The sequence below is a fragment of the Halobacteriovorax sp. ZH5_bin.2 genome, assembly GCF_043196375.1.
Taxonomy (GTDB): domain Bacteria; phylum Bdellovibrionota; class Bacteriovoracia; order Bacteriovoracales; family Bacteriovoracaceae; genus Halobacteriovorax_A.
Window position 1 is genome coordinate 172,790 of sequence record NZ_JBEBMJ010000005.1, and the last position, 17,905, is coordinate 190,694.

Here is a 17,905-nt window from a genome sequence, read left to right on the forward strand (position 1 = left end):
CTGCAAAGAAAGTAGCTAAGAAAACGGCCAAAAAGACTGCAAAGAAAGTAGCTAAGAAAGTAGCTAAGAAAACGACCCAAAAGACTGCAAAGAAAGTAGCTAAGAAAACGGCCAAAAAGACTGCAAAGAAAGTAGCTAAGAAAGTAGCTAAGAAAACGACCAAAAAGACTGCAAAGAAAGTAGCTAAGAAAACGGCCAAAAAGACTGCAAAGAAAGTAGCTAAGAAAACGGCCAAAAAAGTAGCAAAGAAAGCCGCCCCTAAAAAAGCGGCAAAGAAAGTCGCTAAGAAGAAGGTCGCTAAAAAAACGGCCAAGAAAACTGCAAAGAAAAAATCAAAATAAAAAACAAGGCCCTCAATCGAGGGCCTTTCTTATAAAAGCGCATGAGCTATTGAGAAATAGATAATGATTCCCGTCACATCACAAATCGTTGCGACAAAGGGAGTTGAGGCCGTAGCAGGGTCAAAGCGAAGCTTCTTAAGTAGAAATGGCAGCATTGAGCCTACAAGTGTCCCCCACATGACAATACAAATAATACTGCAGCCAACGATAAGAGAGATTTTTGCAAAGTTTACACCATAGGCTTCATTTGCATGTGGCCAGAAGTAGATTCTCATAAAGCCAAAGATTCCAAGAATAAATCCCATAAAAAGACCTGATCCAAGCTCTCTAAAAAAGACACGAAGTGAGTCACTATTTTTAACCTCACCAAGGGCAAGGGCGCGAATAACAAGTGTTGACGCTTGCGCACCAGAATTTCCACCAGATGAAATAATAAGAGGAATAAAAGTAACAAGCGCAACAGTATGAGCAATGGCCGCTTCAAAATGAGTCATGGCCGTGGCCGTAAGCATTTGGCCGATAAAAAGAATAACTAGCCAACCAAGACGCTTCTTTGTCATTTCAAAGAATCCAACTTCAAGATAAGGAGCATCAAGAGACTCAACGGCCGCAATCTTTTGCATATCTTCTGTCGTCTCTTCTTCGACCGCTTTAATAATATCGTCAATTGTGATGATCCCTTTCATTCGGAATTCTTCATCAACAACCGGCAGAACGACTTGTTCGAAACGACTGAAAACTCGACCAATCTCCTCCTGATCCATATTATCAGGGATAGCAATTAGGTCATCACCTGTTGTCATTAATTCAGAAATCTTTTGGCCATCACGAGCACCAAAAAGCTCACGCAGAGAAACCACTCCAACAAGTTTTTGAGCTGTATCAATCACATAAGTATAATAAATCGTCTCAACATTACTAAGAGTCTGGGTACGGATATAGCGAATGGCCTCTTCCACCATCATATTCGCGCGAAGACGAATATAATTAGAGTTCATCAGACCACCGGCAACGTCTTCGGCGTAGGCCATTAGGGCCATAACTTCAACGCGGGCATGTTTAGCTAAGAGAGATAGAGTCTCTTCAACTTGTTCATGATCAAGAAGCTGTAAAATATCGGCCAAGTCATCATAGGCCAAATCATTTGCCCAACGCCTTTTAAGATCTCGGTCAAATTGTTCAAAAAGATCGGCTTGATAATTCGAATCAAGTGAGTCAAAGAAGTCTTGGGCCTCTTCTTCTGACATGCTATTAAAAGTCGACAGACGCTCGGACTCAGAAAGAGAAGGCCAATCTTTTAAGGCAATACCAATTTTGGTAAATTGCATTGTATTCTCAATTTCTGGATGAGTTTCATTTGTCATTTAATTTGCTCCCACAAAATACTAATCGACATTCCAAGTGCAAACTTAAATAAAATTAGCTAGTTAGATTTTCACATCACAATTTTATTGGAACTTTAAAAAATGGCGCGCCATCTTCTTCACTAAAAATGAACTCTCCCCCATTCATATTGTATTGAATACTGGGAATCAAAAGTCTAGGAGCACTTAAAACAGCATCGCGAGATGTTCTAAAGTCTAAGAACTCATCTTTAGTAGTACTTGCCTTACATTGTATATTATTGCGTTTCTGATTTCCAACAGTTGTCTTAAACATAATCTCACGCCCACCAGGGCCGTAGTCATGGCCGACGTAGATACTACAACTATCGTCGAGAGAGTAAATTTTTTGAATTGATTCATATAGGTCGTCTGCACTTCCTTTTGGAAAGTCACAACGGCCAGTTCCCATATCAGGCATAAAAATAGCATCACCCACAAAGAGTGCCTCTTTATTTATATAAAGACTCATACAAGCAGGAGTGTGCCCTGGTGTCTCAATAATTTCGACTTCGAGATCATCTGCTACCTTAAAAACCTCACCTTCACGAGTTAATAAATCAAATTGAGAGCCGTCCTCTTTCACTTGAGAACGGAAAGCTTCATTAAAGACGTTTTGTACCTTTTTGATATTTTCATGAATGACAATCTTCGCACTAGGGTAATATTTCTTTAGGCTTGATGCACCAGAAAGATGATCCGCGTGAACATGAGTTTCAAAAATATATGAAAGCTCAAGATCCTTCTCTTTTAAGAACTCATCGATCAGTAAAACTTCTTTTGTTGACACAGAACCACTTGCGTAGTCGAAGTTTAAAACAGGATCGACTACAATGGCCCTCTTTGAAACCAAAGAGTAAATGATATAAGTCAGAGTATTAGTGTCTTTATCAAAAAAAGAGTGGATCAACATTTAAAATTCTCCTAATCCTTGAGGGTATATTTGCACCGCGCATCACAAAATGAAATTCACTTAAAAATTCACTTAAGTTTTGGTGATTAAAGGATTATAATCCAATCAAATAACATTTTAAAATTTTTATTAAATTAGACAAAGGAAATGTATCAATGTCAGCATTACGCTTTTATTTGACTAACTCCGTTGCTAAAAAGCAAGTAATGGGAGTTACGGGACTACTTCTGTGTGGTTTTCTACTATCACACATGCTTGGTAACTTTTTACTAATGGTTGGGGCAGACGCTTTTAACAAGTACGCTTACACGCTTACTTCTAACCCACTAATCTACGTTGCAGAAGCTGGTCTTCTTGTAATCTTTTTAACTCACCTCTTTATGGCCCTGAAACTTACGATGGAAAATAAAGCAGCTCGTCCGGTTAATTACTACATGAAGCAACCAACAGGACGTGGAGCAACTTTCGCATCTTCAACAATGCCATACACTGGTATGCTAATTCTTTTCTTCATCATCATGCACTTAATTAACTTTAAGTATGGTGCTGTATATATGACAACATTAAATGGAATGGAAGTTCGTGACCTTTACAAGACTGTAATTGAGTACTTTGCTTCTCCTCTTAATGTGGGAATGTATGTAGTTTTCATGATTGTTATTGGAATTCACGTATCTCACGGGTTCTGGTCAGCATTCCAATCAATTGGATTTAACCACCCTAAGTATATGCCAGCGATCAAGTTTCTTTCAAAACTATACGCTGTTGTCTTAACTGTTGGATACTCAACAATCGCAATTTGGTGTCACGTTAAGGGAGGAATGTAATGACTAATATGAATATCAAAAAAATGGATGGAAAAGTTCCTGCTGGTGACGATATCACTAAGGTATGGACTCAACATAAATTCAACATGAAACTTGTTAACCCTGCCAACAGACGTAAGTTTGAAGTAATCGTAGTTGGTTCTGGACTTGCTGGTGCATCTGCTGCAGCAACTCTTGGAGAGCAAGGTTACAACGTTAAGTGTTTCTGTCTTCAAGACTCTGCAAGACGTGCTCACTCGATTGCAGCTCAAGGTGGTGTTAACGCTGCTAAGAACTACCCAAATGATGGTGACTCAATCTGGCGTCTATTCTACGACACTGTAAAAGGTGGAGACTATAGAGCGCGTGAAGCTAACGTTTATCGTCTAGCTGAAGTTTCAAATAATATTATCGACCAATGTGCGGCTCAAGGTGTTCCTTTTGCTCGTGAATACGGTGGAACTCTTTCTAACCGTTCATTTGGTGGTGCTCAAGTATCACGTACATTCTATGCTCGTGGACAAACTGGTCAACAGCTTCTACTAGGTGCTTACTCTTCTCTAATGAAAGAAGTAGGTCGTGGTAAAGTTCAAATGCTAACTCGTCGTGAGATGGTTGACCTAGTTATGGTTGATGGCCGTGCACGTGGTATCATCACAAGAAACGTAATCACTGGTGAATTTGAAAAGCACGCAGCAGATGCAGTTCTAATGTGTACAGGTGGATACGGAAACGTTTACTACCTATCGACAAATGCTATGACTTCAAATGGTTCAGCAGCATGGAAGGCCTACAAAAAAGGTGCAATGTTTGCTAACCCATGTTTCACTCAAATTCACCCAACTTGTATTCCAAGACACGGTGAAAATCAGTCGAAACTTACTCTAATGTCTGAGTCTCTAAGAAATGACGGACGTGTTTGGGTTCCAAAAGTAGCTGGAGACCACAGAGCACCAAATGATATTCCAGAAGAAGAAAGAGATTACTACCTAGAAAGAAAGTATCCTTCATTTGGTAACCTTGTTCCTCGTGACGTTGCTTCTAGAAACGCAAAAGAACAAATTGATCAAGGTAAGTCAGTACGTGCTGGTGAAGAAGCAGTTTACCTAGACTTCGCGACAGCAATCGCACGTGATGGTGAAGACGCAATTAGAGAGCGCTACGGTAACCTTTTTGATATGTACGAAAGAATTACTGATGAAAACCCATATAAAGTTCCAATGAGAATTTACCCAGCTGTACACTATACAATGGGTGGTCTATGGGTTGACTATAACCTTCAAACAACTGTTCCAGGACTATTTGCTCTTGGTGAAGCTAACTTCTCAGACCACGGTGCAAACCGTCTAGGTGCTTCTGCACTTATGCAAGGTCTAGCGGATGGTTACTTTGTTGCACCATTTACAGTTCCTAACTACTTAGCAACTGAAAAACTTATGGGTAATAAAGTAGGAACTGATCACCCAGAATTTGACAAGGCACTAACAGAATCTAAAGAAAGATTCTCTAAGCTACTTTCAATCAACGGTACAAGATCAGTTGAGTCAATTCACAAAGAACTTGGTCAAATCATGTGGAACCATGTTGGTATGGCAAGAGACGAGAAGACTCTTAAAGAAGGTATTGAAAAGATTAAGAAACTTCGTGAAGTATTCTGGAAAGACGTTAAAGTTACAGGAACAGCAGATGGGATCAATATCGAGCTTGAAAAAGCTAACCGTCTTGCAGACTTCCTAGAGCTTGGTGAGCTAATGGCACGCGACGCTCTTGAAAGACCAGAATCATGTGGTGGTCACTTCAGAGAAGAGTCTCAAACTGATGAGAACGAGGCCCTAAGAAATGACAATGACTTCTGTCACGCAGCTGTATGGGAATACACTGGTGAAGCTAGTGAGCCAATTAGAAACGTGGAAGAACTAGACTTCCCTAACGTTCCACTAACACAAAGAAGTTACAAATAAGAGGTATATGATATGAGTAGCAATAATAATATGACACTTCATCTAAAAATCTGGCGTCAAAAGAATCGTGAAGATAAAGGTCAAATGGCCGACTATACTTTAGAAAACGTTTCTCCGGATGCTTCATTTCTTGAAATGCTAGATCAGTTAAACGAAGAACTTATCCCACAAGGTGTTGAGCCAGTAGCTTTCGACCACGACTGTCGTGAAGGTATCTGTGGTATGTGTTCTCTAATGATCAATGGTCAAGCACATGGGCCAGAAGCTGAAACAACGACTTGTCAGCTTCACATGAGAAAATTCTCTGATGGTGACACGATTGTAATCGAACCATTTAGAGCAAGAGCTTTCCCTGTTGAAAAAGACCTTATGGTTGATCGTAGTGCATTTGATGAAATCATCGCAGCTGGTGGTTTCGTTTCAGTTAACACTGGTAACGCACAAGATGCTAACGCAATCCTTGTTCCAAAAGAACAAGCTGACCTAGCAATGGATGCGGCCGCATGTATCGGTTGTGGAGCTTGTGTTGCTTCATGTAAGAACGCTTCTGCTATGCTTTTCGTATCAGCAAAAGTTTCTCAAATGGCACTTCTCCCACAAGGACAAGCTGAAGCTTCTCAACGTGTTCAAAACATGGTTAAAAAGATGGATGATCTTGGATTTGGTAACTGTACTAACGAAGCAGAATGTGAAGCTTCATGCCCGAAAGGAATTGAAATCACAAATATTGCTCGTATGAACAGAGAGCTACTAAAAGCAGCTGTTACTTCTAAGACGACACCAACTGTTTAATTTAGTTAATTAAATTCAGATAAAATAAGGGCCTACAAATGTAGGCCTTTATTTATTGTAAGCTCTAAACTCACAGCGTAGAATTATCGAAAGGAGCATTTATGAAAGTATTAGTTTCTCTCTTTATAACAACACTTACACTTGCTTTGTCCCCTGGAGACAAGGCACCGAACTTCACCCTTGAGAATCAAGAAGGGAAACAAATTTCTCTGTCATCTTATAGAGGTAAGAAAGTTATCCTTGAATGGTATAACGAAGGGTGCCCCTTTGTGAGAAAGCACTATGATTCGATGAATATGCAGCAAACACAAAAACGAGCAAAGCAAAGTGGTTACCACTGGCTTTCCATCAATTCATCTAATATTGGTAAGCAGGGATACATCAAAAATGCACAAGCTGCGAAGAATCGCCTACAAGTTGAAAAATCACATGCGACTCACCTTCTCATTGATACGGACGGAACAGTTGGAAAGCTTTACAATGCTAAGACGACACCAGAAATATTTATAATCAATGAAAAGGGACTCATCGATTATATGGGTGCAATTGATAGCATTCCTTCGGCCGACAAAAGTGATATTCAAAATGCTCAAAACTATGTTAAAAACGCACTACAACAGCTAAAAGAAAATAAAAAAGTAAGCCCAGCGCGAACGAAACCTTATGGATGTAGTGTTAAGTACTAATGTTTATTTATAACGAAAACACCCAATTATTTGTAAAAAAAATCAGACTCATGGCAAGTGATATCTTTGCGAGCATTGGGCTATCTTTTAAGCGCTCACGCCTTCATTTTAAAGGCGTCATGTACCCACTTACATTTGTGGTAAATGACTCTGATAAGATCCTGGGGTTTTACGACCCATTGATCTACCAAATTGGTATTAATAAATGCTTTCTTACGATTAACGATGACAAGCTTTTAGAAAATGTCCTAAAGCATGAGCTGGCCCATTTCTTAGTCCATATTGAATGTGGCATTCATGAACAGGCCCACGGCGTGGAGTTTAGAAATATATTTAAACGCTTTGGGTGGGACGAGAACTTTTCAAAATCTCAAGTCAACCTAACGGCATTCGTAAGAACAAACGACAATATTACCGCTAAGATTCAAAAACTTCTTGAGCTTGCCAAGTCGGAAAATGAATTTGAGGCCAAGCTTGCTGCGAAAAAGGCCAACGACCTCATTCAAAAGCATAACCTTAACAAATTAAAACTTAATCATTTAACGCGATCAGATTTTGATATGAAAGAATTTGAAGACACATATGTCAAACGTGTCGCTTCTTTTAAAAGACGAAATATTCTTCACGACTGTCTCTACGACATTCTCAAAGAATATGCCGTCTCTCCTGTTTTTAGTTCAGGCCGCGGTGGTGGTTATCTTGAAATTATCGGTGCCAAGGAAAATGTTGAGGCCGCTCACTTTATTTATGACTATACAGCTAACGCAATGGAAGGCCTATGGAAGCAGGCAAAGAAGTCATCAAATTTAAAAGGTATTCGAGCACGTAACTCCTACTATAAGAGTTTTACTAAGTCGTTTCTAAATGAGTTAAAAGGTCACCAAAGTAAACAGATTAGCTCCCGTGAGCTTATTCACATTAAAGGCCTAGCAGAGGCCCACAGAAATCGCGTCTACCCTCGCGTATCATCACAAACAAGTCAGGCAACAAGTTTTGATGCAAATGCATGGAATCTTGGCGCTAAGGCGGGAAAACAATTTAAAATGGGTAAAGGAATTGGACAAAAGTCAGGAACTAAACTTCTAAGTAACTAAGATCTAGTTAGGAATCTTTCTTTACAAAAACTCTTAATATTTTGCTCAAACTACCGATATGATACTGGTAAAGCGGAGATCTAATGGCGAAGATAGCAAATTCCAAAAAAATTATTAAAGGATTTATCACTCAATGTACGATGGTTTTTAAATCGTATGAGTACCATGTTGTTGAGTCTAAGAATAAATCCAACCTTTGGCATTTTAGCGTCTCTAAAGATGACAAGAAGTACGTCGTCTACTGCACAAACTCACTTGCAAAAGTACAAGGAATTATAAAGATTGCTCTTAAGAAACTTCCTGAAGATACTAAACTTGTCGTTATTTGTGACAACTTCTCGGCCGAAGATCGTACAAAGGCAGAGTCAAGCTCATACACGATCACTGACCTAGGTACGATTAAAAAGTATGGTATTGATTTACTAGAGGCCAAGCAACGAGAAACTTTGGCAAAAACTCGAAGAGCTGCTTAGTTATTTAGACACTTTTCTTATCGGCGCCATATATCCATTTATGCTGCTGCCCAATCACTCTGAAAGGTCCACCTTCTAATTGATTCCACTCTTGAATATCGATGAATCTTTGCATTGGAAATTCTTCACTTGGTTCAAAGCATGGAGTAAGTACCCAAGGAAACTCAATCGTCCCTAAACTCTCCTCAAGCTTTCGATAAGCACCTAATGTATAATCAAAGTCCTTACGATCAGCAATGACAGCTTTAAGCTGAAATTTTCCATCATAGTTCTGAGCAAGCTTTTCAATTAATGCTAAACGAGTTTGAACACCTGTAGAAGGAGTTTTAAGATCAAATGAAATATAGTCGAGATTTTCAAAAACTTCATCAACAACACGTGTTCCAGCCGCTTCAATATTAAGCTTAAAACCTTTCTCTTTTAAAAACTTTGAAAGGGCCACAACACTTGGAACATGCTTAGGATGAAGAGGATCTCCACCTGTAATTGAGATCCAATCGATTTTTCCTTGATAAGATTCTTCTAATACCTTTTCAAAAATCGACTCAATTGATGTCGGTTCAATTTCAAAACTCCAAGTATCCATCGAGTCACAATTAATACAACCAACGGCACAACCTTGAAAACGTACGAAGACCTGTGAGCGGCCAACAAAGACTCCCTCTCCTTCTGTAGCGCGGTAAATGTCGTTAATAAGATACTGTTGCATTGAAAAACCTTCTTAAAGGGTATTTATATAGCATAAGGCCTTAAAATGTCATATATTTAAAAGTAAATCGAGTAATTGCTACATGAAAAATGGCCCAAAGGAAGAAATATGATTGATATAGATGAACAATTTCGTGCTGTCATTGCTGATTTACAGGCCGGCAAAAGACCAAATTGTACCTATACCAAAGAGGACTTCAGTCTCTTTAAGGCCCGTTTTGAAGAGCTAAATCGTGAAGAGAATTGGGAGGCCCTCATCCCACTTCTATGCCTACTCGATAATACAATCACACTTGATCATATTATCTACCCAGAAATCATGAATTGCTTGGCATTATGCCACGACCCAGAAGTCCTAACCCTATGCCTTGGAGTGGCCAGAAAACAGATTATCGATGAATTTCATAAAAGAGGCGAAAGGCTACCATTTGAGTTTCTCGAGACCCTAGAAAAGCTTGTAGGCCATCAAAACCCAGAAGTCTTTGAATGGGCCCTACGCCTGATTGAATCCCTAGGTTCACAGTCAATCTATTTTAAAAAGGCCGTCCTAGAGGCCAAACCGGGCTTCTTTGCACGTTTTAATCAACACAAGAAGGCCTGTGTGGAAATTATTGAGCTGCTTGAACACCGCTGGCAATAGTGTGTTACAATTTGTTTCATGGATAGAAAATTTAGCGCCAATGATAATTTTGAATTACTAAAGAACGAACGCAATATTGCTAATAGGCAAATGTATAAGATGCAGCCTTCACAAGAGGTTCAAGTTCAAATTTTTCCAGACAAGAGTGTAACTCCCGCAAAATTCATTCCAAACACAACAATGCCTGGTACTTTCAGAGCACACCCTACGACGATCGCGGCCATGAGAAGTGATCTCTTTGCCAATATGTATGACGAAGCATTCGAAGAATTAAGTGCAATAATTACCTGTTCAGGCTGTAAAACAGAGGTTGATAAGCAATTTTGGAAGTTTTGTCCTCATTGTGAAGCATCGTTTCCAAATAATTAGCTCTAAAGTATTGATATTCCATGACAAAGTAATCCTTTGTAAGAAAAATACCTTTTACTAACACCTCTCAGACCAGTAAATTCTTTCTACAACACACGAACACAATATTTGTTGTGCGTAATTGTTTTGCCTAAGCGCAAAATTAAGGTTACAAGCAACTTGTTTCACTGGAAGAAACACGGCACAAGGGAGTCGAAATGAACAGAGCTAACTCGTATCTATCGGACAAGCAAATAGCTGCACTTAAAGATGCGCTACTTGCTGACAAAGAAAGAATTCTTAACAAAAACAGTGAGAAAGAGCAGTATTGCATGGACAAGAACGAACTACTTGACCCTCTAGATGAGGCAGTAGCAAACGTTCAAACATCGCAGGAAATTCGTTTCAGAAATCGTGAAAACTTCTACGTAAAGAAAATCAATAAAGCACTGACAAAAATCGAAAAAGGTGAATACGGACTTTGCGATGAGTGTGATATTGAGATTGGTTTTGACCGTCTTATGGCGAGAAATACTGCTGAGCTTTGCATTGCATGTAAAGAAGAAGCTGAGCACGAAGAGAAATCGAATGTTTATTTAAAGCGTTCTAAATCTCTTGGAAAGACAATTGCTGAAATTGGAAAAAGATAAAAAATAAGGCCTCTTTTAGAGGCCTTTTTTATTTGTGCTTACTTTCTAAAGTAACTAATACTTAATAATTCAAACTCATCTGCAATATGATATTGCCCCGTTGAGAACTCCGCTGAATTAGCGATTCCGCTTTCAATGACACTCTTTCTAATATCTTTAATCTCATCTTTTTGAACATCAAAATACAGAACATAGACTTTTGAAGAAAGCTTATCTACTTTCTTAACTCTTGGCCCATGCTCGCTTAAAAACTTTTGTAAATCGACAATATTACCCTGATCAACAGAAACGATTAGCTTATCACTCGCTATACTTTGACAGGCCCCCTTACTCTCTTGGGCAAGACCAACCCCTGAAAACTTTAGACCTAGATCTTTTTCAAAACTTGCCCTAAGACAGTAGTCGACTTTTTCATAAGAGATACGAAATGCCATTGAAAGCTTAGGGCCACACAGTCCATAAGTGTGAATCATATCAATTTTTTCGGCCACAAATTTTTGCTCATGTAGGTATTGAACAACTTGGCCTAATATTTCATCACGATTTGTATTAAGACTTACTTGATCATTAAAGGATGCAATTTTTGTACGACCTTGGTCTTCTTTATACCAACATGTATCGTTATTTACTGAAATTAACGGACCTGCATAGATAAATTTACCTAGGAGTAATGAAAGTAAAGATATAATTATTTTCTTCATAAACTTTCATCGGTATTTAAAGCACAAAATTTAGTGTAGACTTAACTTATGACAGACAATGATTACAAGATTAATTTAATCGAGAAAGTTACTCGGTCTTTTTACACCAAGGCCATTAATGATGTTTTCATTGGTTATCACTTTAGAAAGATAACCGCTAATAATGGCCCACTAGCAAATATAGATGACTTCAATGAGCATTTAGAGGTTATCAACGCCTTTTGGCAGGCACAGTTATTAGGAATAAAATTTCCACGTCCAGCGGCCCACTTGCTTGAGGCCCACGAATACTTAAATATCCGCTTAGGTGAACTTGGACGATGGGTAATGTTATTCAAGGAAACATTAGAAGAGTATAGACAAGAAAATCCTGAATTCATTAATGCATGGGAAGTAAAGATCGATGCTTTCCAAACAGGATTTAAGAAGTACTTCTTTAAAGTATAAAATGGGATAGGCACAACAGGAGATTGATATGTTAAAACTTGAAAAGAATTTTCAAAACCTAACACTCAATTCATTTCCATCAAAGCTAGCGCTATTATGTATTCTTTTAGTTGTTGTCGGACTTGGCAGCTACATGACCTTCAATAATAAGCTTGGTCAAAAAGACCTTCTACTCTTTCTCTTTACACCAACAATCGTTTTATCACTTCTAAAATATCGTCATCTTGAGATGAGTAAACCCAGAAATACAGCAAGGCTTGTTGCCCGCTCCCTTCTTAGAAAACAAATCACTCAATTTGGACTTGATGAAATAGAAAGAGTCGAACTCTTAAGAACGAGAGGTGCCACAACATCAAATCACGCCATTCAAGTACGCTTGAAAAGCAATAAATGCTTTCTTATTACCAGTAGTGATATCATTGGAACAAATAAGAAATTAGAAGAGTATCACGAAGAAATTAATCAGTGGCTAATGGACTAATTACAATCTTCTTTTTTTTGTGGATTTTTGGCCTTGTAGACTTGTTTAACAAAATCGACAAGAACAGGCTCACTAGCAACATCATCAAATAGCCAATTACGAGCATAGTATTGATTAAGCTTATATGCGGCCAAGCAAGCTTCATGTGACGTCAAATACTGAACGACAATCATTTCAACTAATCTAACTTTAAAACGTTTTGGAGAGCCGACAATACAACCTTCTGGATAGTCCTTACAGTCTAAATGACGACCTTCTTCTTTTAGGCCAATGCGAACTTCTTCAATTGTATTATCAAACTTATAGGCCATATCAAACATTTCTAAAGGAGTATAAATATCCTTTTCAGAACATGATGACATAATAAAGAATGATGAAAGATAAAAGAAAATGCTAATACGTTTAAACATACTAGCATTTTATCATTTAACGGCGTCTGCCGCGAGAATTTTTTGATGTACGAGATGGTGTACGAGTGCTTGTACGTGACGTGGTCTTCTTTTGAGGAAGCTTCCCTCTTCGAGCAACTTTCTTTGTCGCCTTCTTAGCACCTGATTTCTTTGCCATAGACTTTAAAAAGATTGGATCTATCATAAGAGTATCCTGATTCTTAATCGCCTCATTGATTTGGCCAATTAATTTCTGATCCTTTTTCGTCACAAAGTTGTAAACACTTCCAGCTCTTCCGGCACGTCCCACACGGCCTGAACGGTGGATATAGTAAACAGCTTCAAAAGGTAGGTCATAATTAAGTACCCACTGAAGAGTCTTAATATCAATTCCACGAGCGGCCATATCTGTTGTGATTAGGATACCACCTGTCGCTTTAAACTTTTTAAAGTTCTCACTCCTCTCTTTTGCTGTAATATCGCCATGAGAAACATAGAGATTCTTCACAAGATTGGCCTGCTTCATATAATTATATACTTCAACGGCCTTCTCTTTTTGGTTAACAAAGATAATTCCACTACCCTTTGCTTCTTTCTTAACGAAAACATCTAGCATGGCATTCTTCTCTGTATAGTCCAAGGCGATATTAAATGTTTCAATTGTTTGAGAAAGTCCATGTGAACCAACTAAACTAATTGACTTAAACTCCATTCCTGAAAAGAAATCGGCCTTTAGCATGTCAAAGTCATCGGCCATTGTTGCTGACACAAGACACGCTTGGTACGAAGAAGTAAGGTGGCGACGAATTGCCTTAAGTTCACGCATGAAACCCATATCAAGGAGCTGATCCGCTTCATCAATAATCAGATACTCAAGCTCATCAAGACGAATTTCCTTCTTTTCAAGCATCGACTTAATACGGCCAGGTCCACCAATAAGAATATCAAAAGTTTGCTTTTTAAGCGTGCTTACTTTCTTACCTTTTTCACCACCAAGAGCAAGACGAACACGCATCTTTGCATGGTGAGAGATCTTCTTACACTCATCAGAGACCTGCATAGCAAGTTCCTTGATTGGAAGTAAGATGATGGCACGTGGAGAACCTGCTTTTTGGTTCTTTAACTCAGATTCTGTTTCTTTTAGCTTTTGAAATAGAGGAAGAAGATAACTTAGGGTTTTTCCGCTACCTGTTTGGGCCTGTACCTGGAGGTTATGGCCATCTAGAAACTCAGGAATTGCTTCAGACTGAACTTCTGTCGGCTTAGATAGCTTATTTTCTTTTAAGAAACCTGAAAACAGGTCCATATCAACAATTTCAACAAATTCTCTTGTGTTTTTTGCCATTTTGTACTCTCCTAAATAGACAACTCCGCTCGCGACCAGCATTGGTCTACGCAGAAATAAATGGGGGGATCTTTTGATCCCCCGATATTTAACACAATGTTTCTTAAATTAGAAGTGTAGTCTGAAGTTTACAGAGTGAATTGTTGAAATTTTCACACCTTGTACTTCTGAAGTGATTGGTTGCTTAAGAGAATACATGAAATCCATGAATCCTAGCTTAAGTCTTGGTGTTAGAGTTAGGTGTTCAGAGTCAACCATCCCTCTTACAGTAACAGCTAGTCTTTCCTTCCAAACATGGAACATGACGTCTGTACCAGCGTAAACTCCATCAGCGAAATCATAACCATCTCTCATGTGAAAACCAACAAATGGGCGAACTCTCATATTTGAAAGATTGAAGCTATAATCAGTATGCATACGGTAACCAATTTCTGGTTCATATAGTGGAAGGTAACCCTCATCATTTTCAATCACTGTCGCAAGAGCGATATCTTGGATCTTAAACATTGTTCTAAAGTTTGATAGCCAGTGAAAACCATAAGTGATGTCGGCCATCGCATAAAGAGTCATATTCTGATCAAGATTTTCAGTATCAATAACATCGTTTTCTCCAGCAATTGCGTCTTGATCAAGAACACGTCTTACGTCTGCTCTATATAGACCGTAAAGAGAGAAAGAACCAAAGTGTCTTTCATTCTTATAGTCAAAGTTAAGACCTGCTGTAACGTCTGCTTTTACATAAGCATCAATAATTGGTGCCATTGTACCAGATCCAGCAAATGGAATTGCTGTTCCACCAAGAGCGTCAGTAAGTTCAGCTTCAAATTGTGTTTTTTCTGCACCTGTTAACCCAAGGTCATCAGCTAGTTGAGAAACAGTAGAAGTCGCTCCAGCAAGTACTTTATTTAAAACTGTTTGTGTAAGCTTATCTTGAAGAATAGTCTTCGTTTCTGCATCTACTGGAATAGCATTAATAAGTGTATCAGTTTCAATATTTTCTTCACCAATTCCAATTAGTGAACCAATATTAACACCAAGTCTTACACTTGGGCTAATAAGTCCTTTGAAAGCATTGAATGATGGAAGAGGTACCCCTACTTCTACATTTAATCTAAGGTTTTGTTCCGTATCAGCATAAGCAGAAAGAACATCCGCAGCCGCTTGATCTGGATCAGCTGCATCAGAAGCATCTGATACATCACCAACTAGTTCCATAAGATCAGTGTTAGCATAAACTGACATATCGACGAGAAAGTCATGCCCAGGCTCTCTTAGGAATTCTTGAGTTTGAAATTTGTCTTCCATTAAGCGAAAACGATCCTGTACATCATAATTAGCATCGGCCGCAAAAGTCATTTGTCCTGCTAAGAGCGTAGCAAATGTCGCTCTTACTAAAAAAGATTTTTTCATTTATTTGTCCCCTTCCGTGGTTAAATCTTCTTAATTGTCTTAACCAATATTAACACAGAATGAATTCTAAAAATTAGTAGGAAAATTTATATAATCCCTTTAAAATAAAAAGGAATTTAATTTGAATTTAACAAAGGTTGACTATGCAGGTTGGTTTTATCCACAGCAATTCTAATGAAAATCAAGAAATTATTATCTCAGTTAAAGAGTTCTTTTTTAAAGAAGAAAATAATGAATTAATTATTTCTGAAAATGGTGGAAGCATCAAGGTTCAAGTTGATGACGACTGCTTAGTCCTAAAGTTAATTCAAAAAATTCAGGATGCGAAATTACAAGAAACGCCTCTTCAAGAAGGTTCGACTTACTTCATGGAAGTTGGAGAGAGACTTAGCTATAAAAAAAGTGAATTCAAATTAAAAACTCTCTCTCATGCCCAACAGACACCTGACGAGTTTGAAATTACATCTGAAAAAGATGAAGACGATCTTGGCCTTGATGAAGTACAAAATTTCCATCACCAAGAAGACCAGGAGTCACTTGAAGATATCAAGATCGCCACTCAAGGCAACTCTCCTTCATTTGAAACGACAAGTAGTGATATGCTTACAAGAGATGAATCTGATGATGACTCCGACAGTGACGAAGAAGATATTTCATTTATTATCGAGACTAATGAAGATCAACCAACACAACAAAAAGTAGATGAAGATACAGACTCTCTTAGTATCACTCAAGTTCTAAATGTCGCTCGCCTGCAAAATGCGGAATCTGAACAAGAAAAGAAGGTTGCAAAACAAAGCGAGCATATCAGTCGCCCTCTAGGTGAAAACAAGAAGAAGAAAAAAACAAAGAAAAAGTCAAATAAATCAAAAGAAAAAGCCTCAGGTCTTAAGCTAGGAACTGCCCGCGACTATGAAGGTGCAAAAATAAGAAAAGCACAACAGAAGAAAAAGAAAGCAAAACAAAATGAAAATAAATTAGTAGGGCCTTTTACTCGCTTTGTGAGTGCCTTATCACTAGTCTTTGCAACCACGATTATTTCAACACAAGTGGAAGTTGAGGCCATCGAGTCGTTAAGTGTTAAGCTGGCCGATTTGGCCAATACAGAACTAGCAAAATATGTTGAGTTTTCGCTTAGTCCAGATATTGCAAAAATCTTTATCGTTCTTTTTGGAATCTTATTTGTTTCCAACTTAATATTTAGCGTGTCGCCAACTCTCTTTATTAGTGGTGCAACAACTTCTGGTTCATTCTTATCAAAAAGGGCCAAGGCCGTACTTAGAACACCACTAGACTTAATTGCACATCTTATTCCTCTTTTTGAGATGCCTGTGGTTTTTGATACTCCCTCACTAAAAGAGCTAATCACTCGAGGACGTATTACTTATCGAGTAAAAGGCTTCAAGTTTATTTCACTTATTAACTTAGCTATTTTTACTCTCCTAGTAATTGGTTATCCAATTATCCAAGAGGGCTTTTCCAATACTGCAGCTCCAACACAAATCAATGTTCCTAAAGAGCTTGGAAAGAGACCGTTAAAGATTAAAGAGCTTCTTATCTCAAAGAAGTTCTCACAAGAGCATTTTGTACTTAGAGTAGGTGGCCCTAGACCTGCTTATTTTATCATTAACAAAGACACGGCCAACACATATGTCGTTAAAATGACAGATTCGATGCCATTTGAAAGATTTGAAAATAGCTTTAGCTCAATCCCATTTTTTAAGTATCGCTACCCTTACCTAAGTTCATTTTATAAAGATGAAAAGTCGAGTTACTTAACAAGAGAAGACTTTGGAAAATTATTTTGGGCCGGTGAAATCATTAAAGGCCGATCGACTAAAGATCTTGTCCATGTTGACCTTCTTGCGATTGGCCAATCAAAGAAAGCATTTTCAGAATTTAAAATGGATTATAAGCAGTATCGAAACTTGAATAAATTCACTTCATTCTATCGAGGAAGTAGTGATGAAGTTTATCTCTATATTGCTCAAGACCAAGTTATGCAATTTGCTAAGGTTGGCGGAAATATGAAATCAAGCGAGCTTGAAGGCTTCACTTTCCTAGCAAGACCAAAGGTTAAAATTGAATATATCGACAGTGTTGAGAAGGCCCATCAAGGGACTAATAAATCAATTTTAATGAGCCAACTTGAAGAGATCAACCAACTCGTCTCTCTTAAGGACAACGGTGAGAATCGCGCCTCTTTCGTAAAATTTGCCAAAGATCTGGCCAAATTTTTACAAGGTAGCCCAAATACTGTTGGACAAGAAGCGGCAAAAGAAATATTAAAGCTAAGTACTTTAAATAATTAAAGTTAGTAGAAATATTTCAACAGTCG

Annotated in this window: 20 protein-coding genes; 13 read left to right on the plus strand and 7 right to left on the minus strand. The window is 38.3% G+C overall.

The features are described from left to right. Positions 1 to 341 (plus strand): hypothetical protein (locus ABMA76_RS13495; protein WP_393061843.1); only part of this gene is annotated, 341 nt, incomplete at its 5' end. A gap of 29 nt (positions 342 to 370) precedes the next feature. Here the strand turns inward: ABMA76_RS13495 and mgtE are convergent. Next, positions 371 to 1,705: a magnesium transporter gene (gene mgtE / locus ABMA76_RS13500; RefSeq protein ID WP_393061845.1), complete on the minus strand. Its 1,335-nt coding sequence runs from the start codon at positions 1,703 to 1,705 to the stop codon at positions 371 to 373. 76 nt (positions 1,706 to 1,781) lie between these two features. Beyond that, positions 1,782 to 2,636, minus strand: a complete 855-nt coding sequence (locus ABMA76_RS13505) for an MBL fold metallo-hydrolase (RefSeq protein ID WP_392911884.1) — start codon at positions 2,634 to 2,636, stop codon at positions 1,782 to 1,784. A gap of 155 nt (positions 2,637 to 2,791) precedes the next feature. On the opposite strand from ABMA76_RS13505, the gene ABMA76_RS13510 reads away from it, so the two are divergent. The 6 genes from ABMA76_RS13510 to ABMA76_RS13535 all read left to right on the plus strand — a co-directional run bounded on the left by ABMA76_RS13510 (position 2,792) and on the right by ABMA76_RS13535 (position 8,448). After that, complete coding sequence (locus ABMA76_RS13510; RefSeq protein WP_392860362.1) at positions 2,792 to 3,463, plus strand: succinate dehydrogenase cytochrome b subunit; 672 nt, start codon at positions 2,792 to 2,794, stop codon at positions 3,461 to 3,463. Then, on the plus strand, positions 3,463 to 5,403 hold the full coding sequence (locus ABMA76_RS13515) for a fumarate reductase/succinate dehydrogenase flavoprotein subunit (RefSeq protein WP_392911886.1): 1,941 nt from the start codon (positions 3,463 to 3,465) through the stop codon (positions 5,401 to 5,403). Before ABMA76_RS13510 ends, ABMA76_RS13515 begins: the two co-directional genes overlap by 1 nt. A 30-nt stretch (positions 5,404 to 5,433) precedes the next feature. After that, on the plus strand, positions 5,434 to 6,195 hold the full coding sequence (locus ABMA76_RS13520) for a succinate dehydrogenase/fumarate reductase iron-sulfur subunit (protein ID WP_040314528.1): 762 nt from the start codon (positions 5,434 to 5,436) through the stop codon (positions 6,193 to 6,195). 101 nt (positions 6,196 to 6,296) lie between these two features. Then, positions 6,297 to 6,881, plus strand: coding sequence for a redoxin domain-containing protein (locus tag ABMA76_RS13525; protein ID WP_392911888.1), 585 nt, complete (start codon positions 6,297 to 6,299; stop codon positions 6,879 to 6,881). Between the two features lie 50 nt (positions 6,882 to 6,931). Next, positions 6,932 to 7,975, plus strand: a complete 1,044-nt coding sequence (locus tag ABMA76_RS13530; RefSeq protein WP_393061847.1) for a SprT-like domain-containing protein — start codon at positions 6,932 to 6,934, stop codon at positions 7,973 to 7,975. An 83-nt stretch (positions 7,976 to 8,058) separates the two neighbouring features. Beyond that, positions 8,059 to 8,448 carry a hypothetical protein gene (locus ABMA76_RS13535; RefSeq protein WP_392911892.1) on the plus strand — a complete coding sequence of 130 codons (390 nt, stop codon included), beginning with the start codon at positions 8,059 to 8,061 and terminating at the stop codon, positions 8,446 to 8,448. 4 nt (positions 8,449 to 8,452) lie between these two features. Here ABMA76_RS13535 and ABMA76_RS13540 read toward each other — a convergent pair whose 3' ends face one another. Beyond that, positions 8,453 to 9,157: a 4Fe-4S cluster-binding domain-containing protein gene (locus ABMA76_RS13540; RefSeq protein ID WP_393061849.1), complete on the minus strand. Its 705-nt coding sequence runs from the start codon at positions 9,155 to 9,157 to the stop codon at positions 8,453 to 8,455. Between the two features lie 108 nt (positions 9,158 to 9,265). On the opposite strand from ABMA76_RS13540, the gene ABMA76_RS13545 reads away from it, so the two are divergent. The 3 genes from ABMA76_RS13545 (at position 9,266) to ABMA76_RS13555 (ending at position 10,794) form a co-directional block, all read left to right on the plus strand. After that, positions 9,266 to 9,796 carry a hypothetical protein gene (locus ABMA76_RS13545; protein ID WP_393061851.1) on the plus strand — a complete coding sequence of 177 codons (531 nt, stop codon included), beginning with the start codon at positions 9,266 to 9,268 and terminating at the stop codon, positions 9,794 to 9,796. 18 nt (positions 9,797 to 9,814) lie between these two features. Continuing rightward, a complete protein-coding gene (locus ABMA76_RS13550) occupies positions 9,815 to 10,165 on the plus strand; it encodes a hypothetical protein (RefSeq protein WP_392911898.1) in 351 nt (116 codons plus the stop codon). A 197-nt stretch (positions 10,166 to 10,362) separates the two neighbouring features. Further along, a complete protein-coding gene (locus ABMA76_RS13555; protein ID WP_021267338.1) occupies positions 10,363 to 10,794 on the plus strand; it encodes a TraR/DksA C4-type zinc finger protein in 432 nt (143 codons plus the stop codon). Between the two features lie 38 nt (positions 10,795 to 10,832). Here ABMA76_RS13555 and ABMA76_RS13560 read toward each other — a convergent pair whose 3' ends face one another. Continuing rightward, positions 10,833 to 11,495, minus strand: coding sequence for a hypothetical protein (locus ABMA76_RS13560; RefSeq protein ID WP_392911900.1), 663 nt, complete (start codon positions 11,493 to 11,495; stop codon positions 10,833 to 10,835). A 48-nt stretch (positions 11,496 to 11,543) separates the two neighbouring features. Between ABMA76_RS13560 and ABMA76_RS13565 the strand changes: the two genes are divergently transcribed. Together ABMA76_RS13565 and ABMA76_RS13570 are read left to right on the plus strand one after the other, a co-directional pair. Then, entirely contained in the window at positions 11,544 to 11,942 is a 399-nt protein-coding gene (locus ABMA76_RS13565) for a hypothetical protein (RefSeq protein WP_393061853.1), read from the plus strand. A 28-nt stretch (positions 11,943 to 11,970) separates the two neighbouring features. Further along, positions 11,971 to 12,423 (plus strand): hypothetical protein, encoded by a 453-nt coding sequence (locus ABMA76_RS13570; RefSeq protein ID WP_393061855.1) that lies wholly within the window; start codon positions 11,971 to 11,973, stop codon positions 12,421 to 12,423. Here the strand turns inward: ABMA76_RS13570 and ABMA76_RS13575 are convergent. The 3 genes from ABMA76_RS13575 to ABMA76_RS13585 form a co-directional block, all read right to left on the minus strand. After that, positions 12,420 to 12,833, minus strand: a complete 414-nt coding sequence (locus tag ABMA76_RS13575) for a hypothetical protein (RefSeq protein ID WP_393061857.1) — start codon at positions 12,831 to 12,833, stop codon at positions 12,420 to 12,422. The two genes, ABMA76_RS13570 and ABMA76_RS13575, sit on opposite strands and share 4 nt — an antisense overlap. A 16-nt stretch (positions 12,834 to 12,849) precedes the next feature. Then, on the minus strand, positions 12,850 to 14,157 hold the full coding sequence (locus ABMA76_RS13580) for a DEAD/DEAH box helicase (protein ID WP_393061859.1): 1,308 nt from the start codon (positions 14,155 to 14,157) through the stop codon (positions 12,850 to 12,852). Positions 14,158 to 14,265: 108 nt separating this feature from the next. Continuing rightward, positions 14,266 to 15,567 carry a hypothetical protein gene (locus tag ABMA76_RS13585; RefSeq protein WP_393061861.1) on the minus strand — a complete coding sequence of 434 codons (1,302 nt, stop codon included), beginning with the start codon at positions 15,565 to 15,567 and terminating at the stop codon, positions 14,266 to 14,268. 143 nt (positions 15,568 to 15,710) lie between these two features. On the opposite strand from ABMA76_RS13585, the gene ABMA76_RS13590 reads away from it, so the two are divergent. Next, positions 15,711 to 17,879 (plus strand): hypothetical protein, encoded by a 2,169-nt coding sequence (locus tag ABMA76_RS13590; protein ID WP_393061863.1) that lies wholly within the window; start codon positions 15,711 to 15,713, stop codon positions 17,877 to 17,879. Positions 17,880 to 17,905: the final 26 nt, after the last annotated feature.

Bases quoted from the DNA above. Each gene is read 5' to 3' on its own strand.
- ABMA76_RS13560 (WP_392911900.1), bottom strand. From the start codon at position 11,495: ATGAAGAAAATAATTATATCTTTACTTTCATTACTCCTAGGTAAATTT.
- ABMA76_RS13505 (WP_392911884.1), bottom strand. From the start codon at position 2,636: ATGTTGATCCACTCTTTTTTTGATAAAGACACTAATACTCTGACTTAT.
- ABMA76_RS13585 (WP_393061861.1), bottom strand. From the start codon at position 15,567: ATGAAAAAATCTTTTTTAGTAAGAGCGACATTTGCTACGCTCTTAGCA.
- ABMA76_RS13550 (WP_392911898.1), top strand. From the start codon at position 9,815: ATGGATAGAAAATTTAGCGCCAATGATAATTTTGAATTACTAAAGAAC.
- ABMA76_RS13515 (WP_392911886.1), top strand. From the start codon at position 3,463: ATGACTAATATGAATATCAAAAAAATGGATGGAAAAGTTCCTGCTGGT.
- ABMA76_RS13510 (WP_392860362.1), top strand. From the start codon at position 2,792: ATGTCAGCATTACGCTTTTATTTGACTAACTCCGTTGCTAAAAAGCAA.
- ABMA76_RS13565 (WP_393061853.1), top strand. From the start codon at position 11,544: ATGACAGACAATGATTACAAGATTAATTTAATCGAGAAAGTTACTCGG.
- ABMA76_RS13580 (WP_393061859.1), bottom strand. From the start codon at position 14,157: ATGGCAAAAAACACAAGAGAATTTGTTGAAATTGTTGATATGGACCTG.
- ABMA76_RS13545 (WP_393061851.1), top strand. From the start codon at position 9,266: ATGATTGATATAGATGAACAATTTCGTGCTGTCATTGCTGATTTACAG.
- ABMA76_RS13575 (WP_393061857.1), bottom strand. From the start codon at position 12,833: ATGTTTAAACGTATTAGCATTTTCTTTTATCTTTCATCATTCTTTATT.
- ABMA76_RS13525 (WP_392911888.1), top strand. From the start codon at position 6,297: ATGAAAGTATTAGTTTCTCTCTTTATAACAACACTTACACTTGCTTTG.
- ABMA76_RS13555 (WP_021267338.1), top strand. From the start codon at position 10,363: ATGAACAGAGCTAACTCGTATCTATCGGACAAGCAAATAGCTGCACTT.
- ABMA76_RS13535 (WP_392911892.1), top strand. From the start codon at position 8,059: ATGGCGAAGATAGCAAATTCCAAAAAAATTATTAAAGGATTTATCACT.
- ABMA76_RS13590 (WP_393061863.1), top strand. From the start codon at position 15,711: ATGCAGGTTGGTTTTATCCACAGCAATTCTAATGAAAATCAAGAAATT.
- mgtE (WP_393061845.1), bottom strand. From the start codon at position 1,705: ATGACAAATGAAACTCATCCAGAAATTGAGAATACAATGCAATTTACC.
- ABMA76_RS13530 (WP_393061847.1), top strand. From the start codon at position 6,932: ATGGCAAGTGATATCTTTGCGAGCATTGGGCTATCTTTTAAGCGCTCA.
- ABMA76_RS13570 (WP_393061855.1), top strand. From the start codon at position 11,971: ATGTTAAAACTTGAAAAGAATTTTCAAAACCTAACACTCAATTCATTT.
- ABMA76_RS13520 (WP_040314528.1), top strand. From the start codon at position 5,434: ATGACACTTCATCTAAAAATCTGGCGTCAAAAGAATCGTGAAGATAAA.
- ABMA76_RS13540 (WP_393061849.1), bottom strand. From the start codon at position 9,157: ATGCAACAGTATCTTATTAACGACATTTACCGCGCTACAGAAGGAGAG.